Raw genomic sequence first — 18,580 nt, 5'->3', positions numbered from 1 at the left:
GGTCAGTCGGCGAAGAGGAGCCCGACCGTCATCCCGGCCGGGGTGTATTGGTCCAGGCGCGCGCGTAGATTGGCGGCGCGCTGCGGCTCGTAGAGATGGTGGTAGACGCCCATCTGCGATTCGTCGTCGGCGCCGCGCAGGATCTCGATCGCGCAGGCGTCGAGCAGGCGCGCATAGCCGGGCCGGCCGTAGCGGCGCGAGCGGTAGCGCGGCCGCACCCGCAGGCGCTCGGCGGCCAGTTCGCGCGGCTCCTGCGCGGCCGGCAGCTTGCGCTCGCGCACCGCGGCGATGACGCCGTCGGGTTGGCAGCGATAGCGGCGCGGGGTGCGGCAATGGCAGGGCACGTAGCAGAAGCGCACGCAGCCGATCTGGCGCCGGGCGACGTTGAGGCAGTCGTTGAACAGGCAGTTCTCGGCCAGCGCCAGCGCATGCGCCTCGACCGTGCCGAACACGGTGCAGCGGCGCAGGCTCAGGCAGGCGTGTGCGACCGCCGAGGTCGCCGCGCCGATCGCTTCCTGGCGCGGCCCGGCGGCATCGACGATGCTGTCTTCGATGGTCAGCGGGATCGGGTCGCTGCCGACCTCGTCCTGCTGGACCTGGATCGAGCCGACGATGCTGCGCTCGATCCGCACCGTCGCGCGCAGGTTGTACAGCTCCAGGCTGGGTTCGGACGGGCGTTCAGGCTCGCAGCCGCAGCCGATGCCCCAGCCCGGCACCAGGGTGCAATGGCGGATCGACAGGGCGGCGGCGCAATCGGGCTGCAGCGCGGCCTGCTCGGCGTAGCGTTCCGGATCGCGCGGCGCCGACACGTGCATCGGCCGGCCGGTCAGCAGGATGCCGTCGAGGGCGAAGCGGCTGCCGACGTCGAGTTCCACGGTCAGCGCATCGGCCAGGTCGGTCTGCCAGTCGATCAGCCGGATCACCGGGCGCACGCCGTCGGCGGCGCGCAGGCTCAGCGACTGGCCCGGTTGCAGGCGGATATGCAGCGGTTCGACCCAGACCCCGCTGTGGATCAGTTCGATCACCGCGTGCTGCGGCGACTGTTCCTGCCACAGGCGCAGCGCGTCGGCGATGCGCGGCAGCGGCGGTTCGCTGTCCGTCGGCGTCGGCGAGCCGGCTTCGCCGACCCGGTACAGGGTGTAGTCCTGCGCCGGCCGGCGCATCGCGCGGCGGTATTCGCCGCCGCCGAGATCGGCGGCGAAACCGTAGTGGTAGCTGACCCGCACGCCTTTCTTGGGAATCTGGTTGGGCGGAAACATCAGCCGGCCCAGCACCGGGTCGATCGCGACCTTGCCGCGCGGCACCCGATAACGCCAGCCGCTCAGGTCGGCGACCAGCAATGCGCTGGTCGGCAGCGGCTGGCTGCCGTCGTGGCCGGCCCATTGTTCGGCCCACACCGCCAGGCTTTTGCCGGGGCCGTATTCGTGTTCGAGTTCGCGCTGCAAGGCGCGCCGACGCAGCGGCAACGGCAGGTTCTGTTCGCCGGCCTGGTGGTAGCGGTCCGGCTCCGGGCGCGGTTTGCGGTACAGCGGCGCGTCCTGGCCGAGCACGCTGAAAGTGAAGCAGTGCGGGCCGACATCCTCGACGCAGTAGGCCGGAGTGCGGGTCACCGGGTAGCTGCGCATGCGCCAGGCGAACACGCCGACGCTGGGGATGTTGTGGCGGCCGACGCGATGGCGCGAGGCGATCCGGCGCACGTCTACGCTGTGCGCCAGCGGATCGAACGGGCTGCCGGCCAGTTCCAGCGGCGCCGGATCGCGCAGCGAGGCGGTGCCGATCCGCTGCATATGCAGATGATCCAGGTTCTGAGCGCGATCCAGATACTGGAAAAACTCGACCGCGCGCGCCGGCCAGCCGGCGACGTCGCGGGCCAGGTCTTCCAGCAACGACACGGTGCCCTTGCGCCGCCGGTGCTGGATCAACTGGGCGACTTCGCGCCGCGGCACCAGCGCGCGCTCCAGCGCGCGGCCCTGGGCGTCGCGGCGTTGCGCCGCAGCGCCGGCGGCCTCGACCGGGCGGTAGCCGAGCAGGTCGGCGATATAGGGCACGGCCCAGTCGTCGGCGGTCTCGACGAACCAGTTCTCGTACAACTGGGCGATATCGTCCTCGACCAGGTTCACCTGTTCGGCGATGACCCGCAGCAGCGCTTGCAGCGGATGGCCCTGTTCGATGTCGCGGATGCGGTGGATCGCCGGCAGCAGCCGATACAGGCGGTCGGTGCGCGGCTCGAGATGCAGCGAAGGGATGTCCATGGCCTGGCTCACTGGACCGGGTTGAGGATCAGGGTGTCGGGCACGCCGGGCACGAAGCAGGCCAGGCGAGCCGGGCGGATGCGCTCGCCTTCGCGATAGGCGGTTCCGGCGTCGACCCGCGCCGGCGGTTGCACCGGCACGCCTTGCTCGTCGTCGAAGCCGGTGTCGCTGTCGCCGTAGACGATGGTCTGGACGATCTCGGTGATCTCGTCCTGGCGCACCAGGCGACGCTGCCCGCTCTGCCAGTCGATCACCGTCTCCGGAATGCCGCCGAAGCTGTCGACGTCGACCCAATCGACGCCGCGCACCGACTGCATCGCCGCGACCAGTTCGCACAGCAAAGCCGGCTGGGCCAGGGCGCGTCGTTCGAAGCCGAAGCGCTCGAGCAGGCGCGCGCGCACCGCGCTCGCGACCGCCTCCCAGCGATGGCCGGCCTGCAGGCGCAGGCGCGCCTGCAGCACCAGGGCGATCCGCTCGCGCATCGCCACCTGCACCGACAGGCCGGGGTCGCCGAGTTCGCGCAGCGCCTGCAGCAGGTTGCGGTAGAGGTCGGAGTTCGGTTCCAGCGGCATGTCGTCGACCCCGGCCACGGTGATATGGACCTGCTCGCGCATCCCGTCGCTGAGGCGCACCGCCTCGGCCTTGGCGATGCCGGCGAACATGCGGGCGAAATCGGCGTAGTCCGACAGCGATACCAGGCGGTCCAGCGCGGCCAGCGAGCGCGGCGCGTTCTCGCGGATCAGCGCCGCGGTTTCGCGCTCGGCGCCGCCGGAGGCGGGCAGCGGATTGACCACGTCCTTGATCCCCAGCGGACGGCTCACCAGCAAGGAGACCTGCTTGGCCCGCACGTTGCCGCCCTTGCCGATGCCGTTGCGGTACTCGGCGCGCAGGTTCTCGAAACCGCTGGGCGGGCGCAGGCCGTGCTCGCCGTCGCCGAAGATCACCGCGGTGACGCCGTCGTCGCCGGTCGCGCTGACGTAGGCGCGCGCGTCGGGACCGAGGCTGGAGAGGCTGTCGACCTCGCGCCACTCGACCCCGTCGACCAGCACCTTGAGCGTGCTGGCGGCGCCGGCCGCGGTCGGCGCCGGGCGCCAGGTCAACGGCGGCTGGCGCAGGGCGAAGCGTTGCAACGGCCGCCGCGCGTCGCTGCTGCCGAGCACTTCCTTGCGGCTTTCGCCGTGGCTGGCGCGGACCACGTTGGCGCGGATCGCCAGCCCTTCGCGGTAGTAGGTATAGGCCATCGGCGTAGCCAGGCGCAGGGTGGTGTGCGGGCGGTCGCCGGGCAGGGTGAAGTCGCTGCCGTGTTCCAGGCCGGCGACCATCAGCAATTCGCTGGCGCGCACGCCGCGGATGCCGTCGATGTCGCTGCGCTCGCCTTCGACCACGATCCAGCGGCCGGACTTGAGCTGTTCGTGCAGCGGGCCGAGCTCGAGTTCGCTGCCGGAGACATCGTCCAGGATCGGTTCCTGGGCCATTTCCAGGCGCCGCCGCTGCGGATGGATCCAGATCTGGCGCAGCTCGACGATCTGCTTCTTCAGCTGCGGGTTTTCGTCGACTTCGCGCCAGGCGATGGGCTTGCCGTCGGCGCCGAAGGCGATTTCGGTGGTTTCGCCGGATATGCCGTAAGCGCTGCGCGGTCCGCTGCGGATGGCGGCGATGCGCAGCGCTTCGTAGCGCGGCAGGATCTGGAACTGCTCCGGCGGCCGGGTCACCAGCACCACGTCGCCGGCGACCAGCAGCGGGTCGGCCTTGGCCAGGAAGGCGTTGCTGTCGGTTTCGTCGGCGGCGTAGCGCCAGTCGGGCCACGATTCCACCGCCGGTACGTTGTCGCCGTTGATCGCCGGCATGGGTTTGGCGGTGGTCGCGCCGAACAGCGTCTCGCCGGCCCCGAGCGCATACACCGCGGCCAGCGGCGGCGGCAGTTGCTCCGGGTGCGCGCCGCGCCAGGCCTGGTAATAGTTGTCCTTGAGCGCGGGCGCGAAATCGGTGATCAGCTGCGGTTGCAGATCGGCGCCGTAACGGAAGCCGGCGCCGAGATCGCGGCGCAGGCGCAGGCTGTTGGCCGCCTGCGGCCGCTGCGGCTTGAGCAGGCTGTCGACCACCGCGTCGGGGCCTTCGCCCGGCACGGCCGCGCCCGGCGCCTGCAGTTCGGCCAGGTCGGTGGCGAACCGGTCGATCGCCTGGTGAGCGTCGGTGTCGTCGACGCCGGCATCGAGGAATTCGACCCACGCCCCCAGCGGCGGCCGCGGCGCGCCCAGGCGCAGCGCGCCGAGCAACTGCGCGCAGTTCTCGATCGCGCGTTGGTCCTGGACGAAGCTCAGCCGGTTCTGCAGCACCTGCAACAGCGCGTGCGCCTGCGCCTCCAGCGGCGGCAGCGGCTGCAGGCGCAGGGCGGTGCGCTGGCCGGTGAAGTCGGGTTCGACCGCGATCAGCCGGCGCGCCACGTAGACCGGCGCGGCGCCGCTGCCGAACTGGAACAGCAGCAGTTCGCCGGGCTGCACGCCGGTGGCCACGCCGACCGCGTGAACGCTGTCCACGGCCAGGATCGTCGCCAAGCCGATCCGTTGCGGGCGCTGGCGACGGATCTGCAGGTCGTTCCATTCGCGCCGCGCCAGCAGCGGCTCGTCGGTCTCGAACGTCTGCGGCAGTTCGTCGGGGCCGGGAATGCTCTGCGCGCGGGTGCCGATCGGCAGTTCGACCGGCACCGCCTGGTTGTCGTCGACGGTGTAGGACAGGAACACGCTGGACGAGACGCCGGGCCGCGGCGCGTAGCCGACCAGGCGCGCCAGCTCGACCAGCGAGCGGCGTTCGGTGGCGGTGCGCAGATAGCCTTCGTTGGCGATGCGCTCCTGGTAAAAGCTCAGCACGTCGCCGACGGTCGCCCAGGCATCGAGCAGGGCGATGGCCGGGTCGGCCGCATCGCGGGTGGTCAACGCCTGCAGCGGCCGCAGGCTGCGCGCGGGCCGTTCGCCGTCGGCCGGCAGGTCGACGACGGCGGTCGCCAGCCGCGCTTTCATGCTAGCCAGGAACCGGCCGTGGCTGCCGACGCGGTAGGCCAGTTCGGGCAGACCGCGGCGGTTGTGGATCGGCACTGGCGTGGAGACTGCGACGCCTTGGCAGCAGCCGCAGCCGGCGCCGCCGCAACCGCATCCATGATCGTGGGCGCTCATCGGCCACCTCCGACGGAGATCGCGAGCTTGCCGTGCTCGGGGTAGTTGGGGTCCTGGTCCAGCCGCGCGATCTCATGCGCGCCCAGCCGCAGCAGACCGTCCTCGAGTTCGCGGTTGGCCGGCGCGAACAGCCGTTGCAGGCGGACCACGCGGGCGCATTCCACCCCCGGCACCGCCATCGCCTCGGCGACCAGCGCGCTGATCCGCAGGGGCTGGCCGAAGCTGAGCCGGTCGGGATGGAAGTAGCCGGGCTGGCCGTCGCGGCGGCGGCCGGCGCCGAAACGGTCGAGCAGGGCGGCCCGGATCGCGCCGCGTTCGTAGCCGGGCAGGGCGCATGCCTCCAGGGCCAGGTCGATCGGTACGTACACCGCGGTTTCCAGATGCAGGTCGTGGCCGATGCGGCGCACCCGCTGCAGCGCCGCCTGCACGTCCTCTAGCAGCGGCGCATCGGCGGGCACGCGCCCATAAGGATCCAGCGCTACGTCGGCCTCGTACCAACTGCCGGTCCAAACCAGTTCGGCGCTGGCGCGCTGCACGCGCGGGTCGCGTTCGGCCAGACGGGCGTAGTCGTCGGCGGTGATCGCGCGCAGGCGCTGGCTGCGGAATGCGCCGGGGGCGAGCAGGCGCGCCTGCGCCAGCGGCTCGGCATCGCGGCCGCCCTGCGCCGGCAGCGGATTGTCGACCCGCAGTTGCAAGCCGCTCCAATCGCCGTCGCGCAGGTGCACGCGGTTGATGCTGTGCGCGCCGACGTTGCCGGCGCGGCCGTTGCCGATCCGGTAGCTGGCCTGGAAGCGCTGCCCGGCGGCCGGGCGCTTGCCGAGATCGTCGTCGCCGAAGCGCAGCCGGGCGACGCCCCGGTTGTCGATTTCGGCGACCACGTGGCGGTCCTCGCTCGCGCTGGAGAGCAGGTCGAATGCCGGTATCCACGCGCCGCCGTCGCTATCGTCCAGGCGCAGCGCCGGCAGCGCCGCGCGCGGGTCCTGGCGCAGACTGGCGGAGGCGGCGCGCGCGGCGGCGGGAGCCGCTTCGCGATGGGTCAGCGGCGTCTCGTCCAAGGACCAGTTGAAACGCCCCGGCCGTAGTTCGATGTCCGCGGGCTGGCCTTCGCATTCGCACAGCGTTTCGCTCTGGCCGTCCGGCACCGCGCCCAGGTCCTGCGCCGGCGCGTCGCGACCGTGATCGGCCAGGACCACGTTGCCGAGCGCGATCGAGACCTCGCGCAGGCGCGGGCACTGCGGTGGCGGGCCCAGCGCGCTCAGGCACAGCGGGAACGGCAGGGCGTCGTCGGCATGCCAGTGCACCCGCAGCAACGGGGTCGGGCGCGGGTCGTCGGCCGCGGCGGGATAAAGATCGTCCTGCAGCGGTTCGACCTCGACCAGCCGCACCGGCCAGACCCGTTCCGGATCGGCGTCGGCTTCCAGGCCGGTGCGCGGGCCGATGGCTTCTTTCAGCAACAGCACGTCGCCGACGCGCAGTTGCAAAGCGCGCGCCGACCCTTCGCCGTCGGCCCAGCGGTCGCGCAGCACCGCCGCGGTGGCGCCGCGCGGCAGGCAGCAGTCGTCGCGGCCCCAGTCGTAGAACGCGATCCGGTTGTGCGCGCTGCGCAGCGGGAGGATGGCCGCGGCGTCGGCCAGGTGCGGCTGGAAGCTTTGGTAGCTGTCGGCCGCGAGCTCGCGCATCGCGTCGGCATCGAGCAGGCCGGGCAGCGGCGCGTCGGCGGCGATGCCGCTGACGAATTGCAGCGCCGCGGCCGGCAGGTCGAGATCCTGCGAGGTCTCGATCGCGACCCAGGCGCGGGCGTTGCAGCCTTCGTGCAGGCGGTAGTCGACCAGGCGGGCGTGGCGGCGCACCGAAATGCGCTGGCGGGCGGTGTCCAGATAGGCCTCGGTGGCGACCGCGTCCTGGTAATAGCTCAGGTAGTCGCCGGCATAGGCGAGCACTTCGATCAGTGTCAGGCCCAGGTCGGGCACGTGCCCGGGCTGCCAGTGCGGCGACAGCAGCGCCAGCCGGTCCTGGATCAGACGGCGGAAGCTGGCGTAGTCCTTGGCCAGATAGGACAGCGCCGGCTCCGGCGGCGGCGCTTCGACGCAGGCCTGCGCCGGTGCGCAGTCCAGGTCGGAGGGGCAACCGGCCTTGAACGAGAACTCGGCGCTGGCGTACATCGGGTCCAGGCCCTGGATGTCGAGCAGGCGCAGCCGGTAGCGCGAATGGTCGCCGCGCCGGTCCAGGCGCAGCACCAGCCAGTCGTCGACGTCGGCCTCCTCGCTGGCATGCGGGTCGACGTCGACGATCTCGATCCCGCTTACACGGGCGCCGCCTTCGATGCGCAGATGGCGCAGCAGGCCCGGGCCGTCCTCGGCGAATTCGGGCGGCAGCTTGCCGAGGAAATACACATGCAGGCTCGACTGGTCGGCGGAGACCTCGACGAAGTCCAGGCCGACCCGGCCGTGGAAGGCGCGGACGTCCTGGCGGCGCGGGTCGTTGCAGCACGAGAGGCTCATGGCGGCTCCTGGCTTCAGGTCGCGCGGACGAAGCGCGCGGTTTGTTCTTCGCGGGTGGGCAGCAGCAAGTAGCTGAGCTCGACGACCAGCGCCGCGTCCTGCGCCGTCACCCGCAGCGCGCGCACTTCGATCAGGTCCTGCATCCAGCGCTGCAGCGCGGCCTGCAGGGTGAACTGCACGGTCGCGGCCAGTTCCGGGCTGTTGCCGGCGAACACCAACTGCATCAATCCGCTGCCGAAATCGGGCCGGTTGACCCGTTCGCCGGGGTGGGTGAACACCAGTTGCTCGATCAGGTCGCGCACATGGCCGGCGTGATCGGTCTGCGCGCTGCGGCCGCGGCCGTCGACATGGAAAGGGAAGTCCAGGTACATGGCGGTTCTCCGGCTCGTGCGGCGGCTACATGGCGAGTACGCGCGTTTGCAGGGCGCTGACGATCGGCGCGCCCTGCGGGGCCTGCTCGGCGCTTTGGCAGATGCCGGGCGCCGGCCCCGGGGTCGGCACCAGCGCCGCCGGCAAGCCCATGATCAGCACCCGCGAACTCGGCATGGTCCAGCGCACGGTCACGCAGGGTTGCGGCTTGCCGCCGGGCAGGGTGAAGGGGCAGCCGGCCACCGTGGCAGTCGGCGCGCCGGGCGGGATCGTCGCCGCCGGCTGGCCCATCACCAGCACCCGCGACTGGGTCGGCGCGAGCGTGGCCTGGCCGGCCGCATGCTGGCAGGTGACGGGCGTGGTGACGGGCAACAGGTATCCGGGCATGGTTGCGCTTCCTTACTTGATCGTCATCGCGCCTTTGTTGAACGTCATGAGCGGGCCGACCATGTCGATCGACGCGCCCTTGCCGTTATCGATGTAGATGCCGCTGTCGTTGACCACCAGCGTCGCGCCGGTAGTGCTTTGCAGCACGATGCCGCCGGTCTTCGGCGTCGGCGGCAAGTCGCTGATGATCAGTTGGTTCTGCAGCAGCGAGGCGATGACGATGCTCGGGTCGGCCGGGTTGCCGAGCTTGGCCATCGCCGGGACGTCGCTGGCGATGTCGAAGCGGCATCCCATCCAGACCGGTTTGTCGACCTCGCCGTGCTCGAACATCACCCAGACCGCCGCGCCGGGCGGAGGCACCATGTACACGCCCATGCCGGGACCGGTGGGACCGGACAGCGGGGTGCAGGGTTCGGCCCAGGTCGAGGGCACGAAGCTGAGCACGTCCGGAATCAACAACTGCAGTCGGCCGCGCATTTCCGGGTCGACGTTGACCGCGACGGTTCCGCGATACAGTCCGGAATACGTTCCCTGGCTCATACCGGTACCCTCGGTGTCAGCGAGATCAGTCCGTCGCGGCTGAGCTTGAAGCTCTGCTTGTATTCGCCGCGCTTGATCTTGTGGGTGACGCTGTCGACGTAGTACAGGCCGTCGTAGGCGACGCCGGCGCCGCGCACGCCGACCATCAGCTTGGAGCGCAGGACGTGGCCGTAGCGCAGCACGTCGAGGCTCCCGGACACGCTGATGGCGTTGGCCGAGCCCTTCATCAGCTTGCCCAGCGCTTTCTTTAGGGTGTGCTGTACCGAATCGCCGCCGGAGTCGCTGCTGAAGGTGATCTTGGCCGGAGGCGTGGGCCGTGCGCCCAGCGGCGGCTGGAAGATGCTGATCGACGGAATCGGCAGCGGCAGCGGAATCTTGCCGGTGACCGGATCCTGCACGGTCACGATCATCAGCTCCTTGGCCAGCCCGTCCAGGGCGAAGCTCATCGATTCGACGTTGGTGTGCGCGTCCATGTTGATGTTGAGCGCAGGCTGCGGCACCGGGATGCGGATGTTCGGACCCAGGTAGGCGATGCTCTGGCCCGGCAGCGGGCCGGGTTCGACGTAGAACACGAAGCCGTTCTTGGACGCGAGGCGTTTGAGGTGCTCCAGGTCGGTCCCGGTCTGGCTCTTGTGCTTGCGGCTAGGCGAGTCCATTTCGTCGATGAACGCCGGGATCACGATCGGCGCGATGCCGAAAGCGGCGTAGCGCGCGAGTACCGCATAGGCCTGGACGGTGTCGTTCATCGCCGGGAACGGGCATTTGATCTCGACCAGATCCATCAGCACGCTGAGGTCTTCGCCGGTGACGGTGAGGGTGGATTGCCCGGGCTCGTTGCTGGGCGCCAGCTGTTGCCGGGTCACGACACCGTCGATCAGTACGTGCGGCAGGCCGCCGAGGGTCACGGTGAGGATGATCCGGGTGCCGATCGGGTCGAAGTAGCCGGCGGTCAGCAAGGCGTTCAACAACGGCGAGTCCTTGCTGGTGGCGAATTCGATCTGGAACCCGGTCTTATCCTTGCCGCTGGTGACTTCCACGCTCTGCAGCGCGTCCACGACCGCGCGCGGCGCCGGCACCGGCATGCCGGGGCCGATCATCAGGGTCAGGTGAATGCCGGGGACCATGAATCACTCCCTCCCCGGCGGCGGCATGCCGTCGGGCAGGGCGATGCGCACGGTTTCGCCGATTTCGTCGGTCAGCTCGTCGGGGTGCATCGAGCCGTTCGCGTCGCACAGGCGCCAGAACGCCTCCGGGTCGCCGAGCTCGCGTGCGGCGAGGTGGTCGGGGCGTTCGCCTTCGCTGACCCGGCGCTCGTGCAGGATGACGAAGCGGTCGAGCGCGGGGAGAAAGCGCCGCTGCAGATAGGGCACGACGGTGCCGTCGGCCAGCGTCAGCGTCGCGACGGCGATGTCGTAGTAGCGGCTGCTGGGGGGGAAGTCGTAGTTCGCCATGGTCCGCCTCACAGGATCTTGTCGATGCCGAGCGCGCCCAGGCCGAAGCCCGGGGCCTTGTCGGGCAGTTGCTCGCGCGCTTGCAGATAGCTCATGAACAGGCTTCCGCCGAGGCTGAAGGACTTGAAGTCGTCGACGCTGAGTACGCGCAGGCTCAGGTTGACCTTGGCCCTGATCGGGTTGAGCCGGTTGTCGAACGCCTCTTCGGTGATGCTCAGTTCGGTGACCCGTACCGGGACGATGCGTTGCGGACCGAACACGAATACGGTCACCGGCGCCTGCATCGGCGCGATCTCCAGCGTGCCGGAGCCCGCCAGCAGGCCGCTGAAGATCAGTTGCTCGCTGTGCGGTTGCACCAGCGACTCCAGCGCCGCCAGCTTGGGATGCAGCCCCAGCGACACCGTCGGCTCGGTTCCGCGTTCCAGATCGTCGGAGGCGTCGATCTCGGCTTCCATTTTGATCGTCTCGATCGCCGGTCCCTTGAGCCGCAACGACTCGCCGCGGTCGCCCGGATCTTCGGCGATGCTGCGCACCTGCAGGGTGCGCGACAACGAGTCGGGGTTGTACTGCAACGGGACGACCCGGATCGTCTCGCCGGTGAACGGGTTGAGCAGGACCAGGCCGCCGCGGATCGGGCGCGGAGCGCGTTCAAGAGGCATGGCCGGCTCCTTCGCCGATGGCGATGCGGACGTCGCCGCTGCGGTATTCGAACCGGAACGGTCCGCCGCCGAATACGATCCGGGCGAGGTACTGTCCCGGGCCCCACTCAGGCTCGATCGCCGCGCTGCCGCCGTCGAGCAGGACGGCGTCCGCGGTCACGATCGCGCTGTCGCCGCCGCTGCGCAGCGCAGGCGGCGGCAGATCCGGCGGGAACTCCCACAACGGTTCGCCGCCGCCCTGCCGGTACAACTGCAGCAGGCAACGGAAGCGCGGGTCGTCGATATGGCGGAGCGTGACCTGGTGCGCCTGGCCGTCGCCCGAACGCAGCGCCCAACGCCAGGCGAACGGCCGCGCCAGGCGCACTCGCGCCGTATCCACCAACAGCCCGACCTGCAGCGGCCCCGGCGGACCCCAGCTGTAATCGGCGCCAGCATCGGAACGCGCGTTCATTCGCCCCCCTTGAGGCCGTCGATGGCGCTCTTGGCGACGACCAGATCGCCCAGCGAAGCCTTTCCGACTTCGGCCTTGGCCATCACCGCCAGGATCTTGTCGAGTTCCCCCCGCACCAACGCCTTTTCCAGCGGCGTCAGTTTGATCGCGCCGTGCGCCTTGTCCCACTCGTCGGCTTCGAAGATCAGGGTGTAGATCTCGATCGCCGATTCGACCATGAAGGACTTCTTCACTTCCGCCACCGATGCGCCGTCGGCCAGCAACTGGTAGACGGTCAGCGAAGGCCAGATCTGGGTATCGTCCATCCAGTGGATGGATGCCGGCTTCTGCTCCTTGGCCAGGATCCATTCGTCGAGCGCCGAGCGGCGCATTCGCAGCAGGCTGCCGACCCAGGCGCGCGATTCGGCGAAGGTACGGCTGAGATAGGGCACCAGGTCGGCCTCGGTCTTGAGCGCGCCGCCGGCGCCCTTGAGCAGTTCGGCGCCGAGCATGCGGCCCTGGTTCTCCACGATCATGTCGTTGAGCGCGTCCTGGCCGAACACGTCCCAGCCTTCCAGGTGCCACAGCTCGTACGCCAGAAACAGCTCGCGCAAGGCCTCGGGCTTCTGCCGTGCGTATTTCACCCCGGTCGCCCAATGCATGAGCTGGGAGATGTTGCGTCCGCCGCCGCGGACGTCGGCGTTGATGTCGGTGATGTCCAGGTTGGCTTTGCCGAGCAGGGCGGGGATGTCGATGTTCGGCAGCTCGGCGGTGTTCTCCTTGCGCAGGATGTCGGTGGCGGCGCCGAGCTCGCGCGGCAGCGCCTGCAGATTCTTGAGCAAGGGCATGTCCTTCATGTCCTTGATCTGCGACGGCAGCTGTTGATGGTTGAGCCAGCCCACGCCCATCATTTCCCACTCGTTGGCGGCGGCGCGCCAGCGACGGCCGGGCGGGCGGATCTGGACCCGGCCCGAACCGCTGGCGCGTCCTTCCATTTGCCGGCCGATGCCCTGGTCGACCACCTTGGCTCCGGCTTCCGCGCTGGGGCTCTTGAAGTAATCGCTCAGATAGCGCGATTTGAGCACCTTCACGAACGGGCTGTTCTCGTCGACGACCGGAGGCGTCTTGGCACGCTGCGCGGCCTGGGCCTGGACGAATTCGAGAATCTCGCGCGCCGCGGACACCGCCTTGGACTCTTCGCGGTGGATCGGTTGCTCGCCGAGCAGCCAGAGCGCGTAATCGCGTTCGCTGCCGCTCATCTCGTCCAGCACGTCCGCGCGCAGGTCGTTGCCGGCTGCGGCGCGATAGATCGCGCGCAGCTTGACCAGTTCGTCGACCCGGCGGCCGAACGCGTTGAGTACGGCGAACACCGCCTCCTCGTCGGTGCCGAAGTCGTCGAAGAACGCCGCCTTGAGCCGCAGCGCCGCGTCCCGCCACTGCGAACCGGTGCTCGGAAACGCGGCGATCGCCTGCGGCGAGTCGGGGTCGCCTTCGTTGATCAGTTGCAGGGCGTACTGGAGTTCGGACCCGCTGAACTCGTCGCGGATTTCGTCGATCAGTTCGGTCTTGTAATCGTCCTTGTAGCGCTTCTTCAGCTTGTCGATGGCCGCCTGATCCCGATGCAAGCGGTTGAGAGCGAAGTACACGGCTTCCTCGTCGGTGCCGACGATGTCCATCGCCGCGAACAGATCCTTGGCGATCGCGCCGTAGTCGAGGGTGTCGGCGAAGGCCGGCTCCGCCGGCGGTTCGGGCTTCTTTTCTTCTTTCTTGTCGTCTTTCTTGCCCTCGGTCGGCTTCTTTTCGGCGGCCTTTTCCGCCTCAGCCCTGGCCGCCTCGGCGGGCGGCAGTTCGTCGCAGTAGACGCCTGCCGGCGCCGGCCGCAGGCCGAGTCCTGCGCCGCCGGCGGCGGCCGGCGACTGCTGCAGCATATGGCCCAGCTCGTGCGCCAGCAGGCGTTGTCCGCTGTGGAAATCCGGTGCGTAATGGTCGCGGCCGAACGCGATGTGATGACCGACGGTGTAGGCCTTGGCGCCGAGATCGCGTGCCGAACGCTGCGCCGGTTCGTCGGTATGCACCCGCACCTGGCTGAAGTCGGCGCCGAAGCCTCGCTCCATGCGCGCGCGCAACTGCGGCTGCAACGGCCTGCCGGGGCGCCGCGCGACGTCGCCCACGCCCGCTGGCAACGCGCCGGCCGGCAGTGCGGGCTTGGCCGCTTCCGACGCGACCGGGCCGACCCTCGGCGCGTGTTCGTCGAACCGCGCGGCCGCCCGCGCCGCTTCGCGCTCGGCGCTCGCCTGCGATGCGGATCTGCGGATGCCCTGGCGGTCGTGGCGGTCGGTCATCGGGTTGTCAGCGGCTGTTGGGTCGGGTATGGACGTGCTGGTCGAAGTACAGCTTGGTGTCCGGATCCTTGGCCGCGAGCTTGGCGCCCCTGCCGCGCGGATCGGGCCGGTAGTAGGCGGCGTAGCATTCGGCGAACCATTCGGCAGGGTCGCGGAACTGGTAGCCGCTGTCGCTGACCATGCGGCTGCGCGCCTCGTGGCGGTAGCGCACCCAATCGGGCGCGTAGCTCTGTTGATAGACGTGCGGCCCGAGGTGCCTGCCGCCGTCCTTGGCCGCGAACCAGGGCGCGTCGGCGCCGCTGGCGATGCCGATGCGCAACGCGTCCAACGCGGGGTCGGCGAGCACCGCCTTGCGCTTGCTTTCGTCCAGGCCGGGGAACCAGGCGTTGGCGCGGATCTCGCCTTCCAGACTGGAGACGTGGCCGCGTCCCATCGATGCGGTCATGTTGGCGATCACCGCGGTGCGTTGCGGCCCATCCAACTGGTTGGCGATGGCGTCGCCCGCATCGGCGATCATTTCGGTCGCGCAGGTGGTGTGGTCGGGATAGCTTTTCCAGCCGCCGCGCGCCGGTTTGGCCGGTTCGGGCCCCGTGCTCCAGCCCATTTCGGCGTCGACGGCGTGCGCGGTCTCGTGGATGAGGGTGCCGGTGAGGTCGCTTTCGACCTTGACCGGCGGACGCATCTGCCCGTCCGGTCCGCGCTGCGCCGGCAAGACGAAGTCCTGAGCGTTGACGCCCAGTTCCCTGACGCTGCTGTCGTAGGTGCCGGAGACGATGACGAGACTGTTGCTGTTGGCGCCGGTGCCGCTGCTCTGACCGATGCTGAACTGGCCGAAGCGGGTCAGTTCGCGGTTGTGGGCGACATGCGCGTCGGGAAGCTCGTTCAGGGCCAGATAGGTGGCGCGCAGTTTCTCCGCGTTCCACGGCGCGGGAGCGCGGTCCGGGATGGTCGATGGGCCGACCGCGACGTCGTAGCGGATTTCGGTGGCGGTCTGGAGAATCTCGATCGGATCGTCCGGCGCGTTCTCGACCAGGCGGCGCAGGATGTCGCGTTGGTCGCCGCTCAGTCCGCCGCGGGTCAGGCCGCGGACCCAAGGCAGGATGTGCTGGGCGTAGTGTTCGGCGGTGGCGTTGTCGAACAGGCGCCCCAGTCGTCCGGCTCGTTCCAGGCCTAGCAGAAAGGCTTCGCGCTCGGCTTCGGGAAGATTGGCGAAGACGTTGAGCACCCGACCGGCGTCGGCGTCGGTGATCGCCCAGTCGAAGACGCCGTACTCGAGCAGGTCGGTGGCGTAGCCGAGCGCGCGCGCCTGGCCGATCGCCGCGAGCACGCGCTGGTAGCCCGGTCCGGTCTTGGCCGAGTCGGGCAGGTTGTCGAGCAGACGGTCGATGTACTTGGCGCCGAGGCGATTCAGACCGGCCTTGAGCTCCTCGTCGCCCAGCGCCGCGAGCAGATTCAGCGAGTCGATCGCTTCGCCGTCGCGGATCGCCCAGTCGTTGAACCGATAGGACAGTTTCTCGCGTACGTCGTCGACCGAGTCGCGCAGCACCAACTGCTCGGATGCGCCTTGGCGTTGGCGGCAATGGGCCAATTCGTGGGCGATCAGGCGGCGTCCTTCCGGACGATGCGGAGCATACTGGCCCGCACCGAACGCCAGGTGCGGGCCGAAGGCGAAGGCGCGCGCGGACAGAGCATGAGCGGCGCGCTCGGCGATCGGATCGGTGTGCACCCGAACCGAACTGAAGTCTGCGTTCAGTTCGGTTTGCATGGCCTGGCGCAGGGCCGGTTCCAGGCCGCGTCCGGGTGAGGCGACGCCGCGAGCGGCGATGCGCGGCACCAGTCCGGCGGTCAGGCGGTTCCACGGCGTTGCGATCGAAGACCGTGTCGCCAGGCCCGTGGCCCGCTCGGCGGCGGCGTGCGCTTCGTGCTCCAGACCGGCGCTCGACGCCATGGCGCCCGCGAGCGAGGCCGGCATCGGGATCGCAACCGGCGCGATGCGCTGGCGCGGTGCGCGATGCGCCGTCTGCGTCGCCGCCGCGGCCGCGCGCACTTTCATCGGCGTTCTCCGCGTTCGCCGGCCAGGCTGCGCGACAGGCTGTCCGCGACCCCGGCCGCCAGGTCGGCGCAGCGCGTTCTCGCGCCGGACGCTGCGCCCAGGTCGGGGCCGCGCAACCAGGGGGCTTCGCGCGGATCCAGCGCGTCGCGGCGCAGGCGCAGCAGGCGGACCAGTTCGTCCTGCAGGGATCGGCTCAGCTGCGCGCGCTGGCTTGGGGCCAGGTCCAGGCCGACCAGGCGCACGCGCCGGATCGAGACCAGCAGCGGCGCCGGACCCGGCACGGTACCGGGCTGCACGGCCTGTGCCGCGCCGCGCGCCGGCAACGGGCGCGCGCGCGGGCCGGCCACCGAGCGCGGCGATGCGATGCGCAGCGGCAGCGGCAGCGCGGCGCTCATCGGAACTCGCTCTCGTTGACCGGTTTTCCGAGCTTGCGCAGCTCGGTGCGCACCGCCGCCAGCACCCGCTGCATGTCGACGGCGGCGCGGTCGGAGGCGGCTGCGAACGCCGCGTTGAGCGCGACGGCGTGGATGTTGCCCCCGGACAGGTTGAAGCGGGCGAGCCGATCCGCGTCCATGCCTTCGCTGGGCACGTCCTGGGGCAACGCGTTCTGCCAGATGCGCTTGCGTTCGGCGGGCCCCGGAAAGGCGAAATTGACCACGAAACGCAATCGGCGCAGGAAAGCCCCGTCCAGCGAGGACTTCATGTTGGTCGCCAGGATCGCCAGTCCGGAGAAGGATTCCATCCGCTGCAGCAGGTAGTTGATCTCGATGTTGGCGTAGCGGTCGTGGCTGTCCTTGACCTCGCTGCGTTTCCCGAACAATGCATCGGCTTCGTCGAAGAACAGGATCGCGCCGCCCTGTTCGGCGGCATCGAACAGGCGGCGGAGATTCTTCTCGGTCTCGCCTATGTACTTGCTGACCACCGAGGACAGGTCGATGCGGAACAGATGCAGGCGCAACTCGTTGGCGACGACTTCGGCGGCCATGGTCTTGCCGGTTCCGCTTTCGCCGCTGAACAGCGCGCTGATTCCCAGTCCGCGGTTCATGCGCCGGGCATAGCCCCATTGCTGATAGACCCGATGGCGCTCGCGCACCTGGGCGACGATCCGGCGCAGCAACTCCAGCGATTCTTCGGCCAGCACCAGGTCCTGCCAGCACGCCTTGGGTTCCAGCTTCTGCGCCAGGGCGTCGAGCCGTTCCGCGGCCAGGTCGCGACAGACGTCCCAGGCGTCGCTACCGAGCCGGCGCGAGGAGTCGGCGGCGTCGGCGATACGGCCCAGGTCGAAGCGGAACTGGCTGCACAATTGCCCCGCCTGCGATTCGCGTTCGGTTTCGTCCAGCGCCGGCGGCAAGGCAGCTCGCCAGGCGTGGAACTGTTCTTCGACCGTGGGCTGCGGCGCCTCCACCTTGCGTTGGTGGCCGCCGAAGTCGAAGCCGGTCTCGCGCGCGCCGACGAACACCAGCCCGAGCGGGCGGCGCAACAAGGCGGCCAGCGCTACGGCGTGTTCGCCGGCCTCCGCTTCGTCGGCTTCGATGTACAGCGCCACCGGCAGCAACAGGCATTCGCGTTGCCACAACCGGGCGAAGATTTCCAACTCGCTACGCTGCACCGGCAGCGCTTGCACGGGGAGTACGTACAGATGGCGGCCGAGACCGGCGCAGACCTGGCTGGCGATGGCCAGGCGGCTGCCGCGGTCGCGGCCGAGCAGTTGCACGACCGGAACGGGCGCGGCGGCCGGATCGGCGCCGAGGTCGGCCAGGACGCGCGCCACGCGCTCGCGCTGGCTGGCCGAAACCGGGCGCGGCGACAGCGGCGGCCCGAGCAACTCCGACAAGCGCTCGTCGAGCAGGTCCAAGCCCTTGACCGCGTTGACGATGCGCTCGTCGGCGCGGAGCACGGCCGCGGTGAGCGGCGTCGATGCGGGCTGATGGGCTTCCAGCAGGCGCAGATACCGCAATGGGCGCTGCGGCGACAACGCGTCCCAGCGCGGATCGTCGAACAGGCGCAAGGCCAGGCCGAAGCTCGGGTAGGCCGCGGCCGGATCGGATTGGGCGGCAGCGAGCGGGCGCAGCAGGTAGGGGTCGAGCTCGCAGGCCACGCACAGCAGCAACACGTCGGTTTCGAAATCGCTCAGGCCCATCCGCGCGGCCAGCGCCGGCAAGGCCGGTGCCGGGTCGATCCGCGCGGCCCGTTCGCGTTCGTCCGCAGCGGCGGCGATTTGCTGCGACAACGGCGTCGGCAAGGCGGTCGGCGCCGGCGAGCGCCACAGGCCGGCCAGCGCGGAAGCCGCGCCAGGCTTGGCCTGCGCCGGCTCCGGGATCTCGGCCAACGCCTGCAGCCGTAGGCGCAGCCAACGCAACGACGCGGCCAGGTAGCGGTTGTTGGCTTCGGTCCAGCTTGCGTAGTCGAAAGCGGAATCGTTCATG

At 70.0% G+C, this 18,580-nt stretch carries 14 protein-coding genes; all 14 read right to left on the bottom strand.

Going from position 1 to position 18,580, the window contains the following annotated elements:
* Positions 1 to 2: 2 nt before the first annotated feature.
* The 14 genes from AC3A57_RS05130 to AC3A57_RS05065 are packed head-to-tail and all read right to left on the bottom strand — an operon-like array spanning position 3 to position 18,579.
* On the bottom strand, positions 3 to 2,252 hold the full coding sequence (locus AC3A57_RS05130) for a hypothetical protein (RefSeq protein WP_487577913.1): 2,250 nt from the start codon (positions 2,250 to 2,252) through the stop codon (positions 3 to 5).
* Positions 2,253 to 2,260: 8 nt separating this feature from the next.
* On the bottom strand, positions 2,261 to 5,422 hold the full coding sequence (locus AC3A57_RS05125) for a putative baseplate assembly protein (RefSeq protein ID WP_487577912.1): 3,162 nt from the start codon (positions 5,420 to 5,422) through the stop codon (positions 2,261 to 2,263).
* A complete protein-coding gene (locus AC3A57_RS05120) occupies positions 5,419 to 7,923 on the bottom strand; it encodes a putative baseplate assembly protein (protein WP_487577911.1) in 2,505 nt (834 codons plus the stop codon). Before AC3A57_RS05120 ends, AC3A57_RS05125 begins: the two co-directional genes overlap by 4 nt.
* A 14-nt stretch (positions 7,924 to 7,937) precedes the next feature.
* A complete protein-coding gene (locus AC3A57_RS05115; RefSeq protein ID WP_487577910.1) occupies positions 7,938 to 8,294 on the bottom strand; it encodes a GPW/gp25 family protein in 357 nt (118 codons plus the stop codon).
* Positions 8,295 to 8,319: 25 nt separating this feature from the next.
* Positions 8,320 to 8,679, bottom strand: a complete 360-nt coding sequence (locus AC3A57_RS05110; protein WP_487577909.1) for a hypothetical protein — start codon at positions 8,677 to 8,679, stop codon at positions 8,320 to 8,322.
* A 12-nt stretch (positions 8,680 to 8,691) separates the two neighbouring features.
* The gene (locus AC3A57_RS05105) at positions 8,692 to 9,219 is read right to left on the bottom strand and encodes a phage baseplate assembly protein V (RefSeq protein ID WP_487577908.1); all 528 of its coding nucleotides are present in this window, start codon (positions 9,217 to 9,219) and stop codon (positions 8,692 to 8,694) included.
* A complete protein-coding gene (locus AC3A57_RS05100; protein ID WP_487577907.1) occupies positions 9,216 to 10,343 on the bottom strand; it encodes a hypothetical protein in 1,128 nt (375 codons plus the stop codon). Before AC3A57_RS05100 ends, AC3A57_RS05105 begins: the two co-directional genes overlap by 4 nt.
* A gap of 3 nt (positions 10,344 to 10,346) precedes the next feature.
* Positions 10,347 to 10,670 carry a LysM domain-containing protein gene (locus AC3A57_RS05095; protein ID WP_487577906.1) on the bottom strand — a complete coding sequence of 108 codons (324 nt, stop codon included), beginning with the start codon at positions 10,668 to 10,670 and terminating at the stop codon, positions 10,347 to 10,349.
* A gap of 8 nt (positions 10,671 to 10,678) precedes the next feature.
* The gene (locus AC3A57_RS05090) at positions 10,679 to 11,329 is read right to left on the bottom strand and encodes a hypothetical protein (protein ID WP_487577905.1); all 651 of its coding nucleotides are present in this window, start codon (positions 11,327 to 11,329) and stop codon (positions 10,679 to 10,681) included.
* On the bottom strand, positions 11,319 to 11,780 hold the full coding sequence (locus AC3A57_RS05085; RefSeq protein WP_487577904.1) for a hypothetical protein: 462 nt from the start codon (positions 11,778 to 11,780) through the stop codon (positions 11,319 to 11,321). The genes AC3A57_RS05090 and AC3A57_RS05085 overlap by 11 nt, the downstream gene beginning before the upstream one ends.
* The gene (locus AC3A57_RS05080; protein ID WP_487577903.1) at positions 11,777 to 14,101 is read right to left on the bottom strand and encodes an eCIS core domain-containing protein; all 2,325 of its coding nucleotides are present in this window, start codon (positions 14,099 to 14,101) and stop codon (positions 11,777 to 11,779) included. The genes AC3A57_RS05085 and AC3A57_RS05080 overlap by 4 nt, the downstream gene beginning before the upstream one ends.
* 7 nt (positions 14,102 to 14,108) lie before the next feature.
* The gene (locus AC3A57_RS05075; RefSeq protein WP_487577902.1) at positions 14,109 to 16,154 is read right to left on the bottom strand and encodes an eCIS core domain-containing protein; all 2,046 of its coding nucleotides are present in this window, start codon (positions 16,152 to 16,154) and stop codon (positions 14,109 to 14,111) included.
* Positions 16,151 to 16,549, bottom strand: coding sequence for a hypothetical protein (locus AC3A57_RS05070; RefSeq protein WP_487577901.1), 399 nt, complete (start codon positions 16,547 to 16,549; stop codon positions 16,151 to 16,153). The genes AC3A57_RS05075 and AC3A57_RS05070 overlap by 4 nt, the downstream gene beginning before the upstream one ends.
* Positions 16,546 to 18,579, bottom strand: a complete 2,034-nt coding sequence (locus tag AC3A57_RS05065) for an ATP-binding protein (RefSeq protein WP_487577900.1) — start codon at positions 18,577 to 18,579, stop codon at positions 16,546 to 16,548. The genes AC3A57_RS05070 and AC3A57_RS05065 overlap by 4 nt, the downstream gene beginning before the upstream one ends.
* Between the last annotated feature and the right edge of the window lies 1 nt (position 18,580).

Source organism: Lysobacter sp. Soil_C_15 (assembly GCF_057657315.1).
The sequence above is the reverse complement of the archived record's forward strand: the minus strand, read 5'-3'. Positions and strand labels throughout refer to the sequence as shown.

Excerpts from the sequence above, each read along its gene's own strand:
- AC3A57_RS05090 (WP_487577905.1), bottom strand. The coding sequence starts at position 11,329 with ATGCCTCTTGAACGCGCTCCGCGCCCGATCCGCGGCGGCCTGGTCCTG.
- AC3A57_RS05110 (WP_487577909.1), bottom strand. The coding sequence starts at position 8,679 with ATGCCCGGATACCTGTTGCCCGTCACCACGCCCGTCACCTGCCAGCAT.
- AC3A57_RS05105 (WP_487577908.1), bottom strand. The coding sequence starts at position 9,219 with ATGAGCCAGGGAACGTATTCCGGACTGTATCGCGGAACCGTCGCGGTC.
- AC3A57_RS05120 (WP_487577911.1), bottom strand. The coding sequence starts at position 7,923 with ATGAGCCTCTCGTGCTGCAACGACCCGCGCCGCCAGGACGTCCGCGCC.
- AC3A57_RS05095 (WP_487577906.1), bottom strand. The coding sequence starts at position 10,670 with ATGGCGAACTACGACTTCCCCCCCAGCAGCCGCTACTACGACATCGCC.
- AC3A57_RS05065 (WP_487577900.1), bottom strand. The coding sequence starts at position 18,579 with ATGAACGATTCCGCTTTCGACTACGCAAGCTGGACCGAAGCCAACAAC.
- AC3A57_RS05080 (WP_487577903.1), bottom strand. The coding sequence starts at position 14,101 with ATGACCGACCGCCACGACCGCCAGGGCATCCGCAGATCCGCATCGCAG.
- AC3A57_RS05075 (WP_487577902.1), bottom strand. The coding sequence starts at position 16,154 with ATGAAAGTGCGCGCGGCCGCGGCGGCGACGCAGACGGCGCATCGCGCA.
- AC3A57_RS05085 (WP_487577904.1), bottom strand. The coding sequence starts at position 11,780 with ATGAACGCGCGTTCCGATGCTGGCGCCGATTACAGCTGGGGTCCGCCG.
- AC3A57_RS05125 (WP_487577912.1), bottom strand. The coding sequence starts at position 5,422 with ATGAGCGCCCACGATCATGGATGCGGTTGCGGCGGCGCCGGCTGCGGC.
- AC3A57_RS05115 (WP_487577910.1), bottom strand. The coding sequence starts at position 8,294 with ATGTACCTGGACTTCCCTTTCCATGTCGACGGCCGCGGCCGCAGCGCG.
- AC3A57_RS05130 (WP_487577913.1), bottom strand. The coding sequence starts at position 2,252 with ATGGACATCCCTTCGCTGCATCTCGAGCCGCGCACCGACCGCCTGTAT.
- AC3A57_RS05070 (WP_487577901.1), bottom strand. The coding sequence starts at position 16,549 with ATGAGCGCCGCGCTGCCGCTGCCGCTGCGCATCGCATCGCCGCGCTCG.
- AC3A57_RS05100 (WP_487577907.1), bottom strand. The coding sequence starts at position 10,343 with ATGGTCCCCGGCATTCACCTGACCCTGATGATCGGCCCCGGCATGCCG.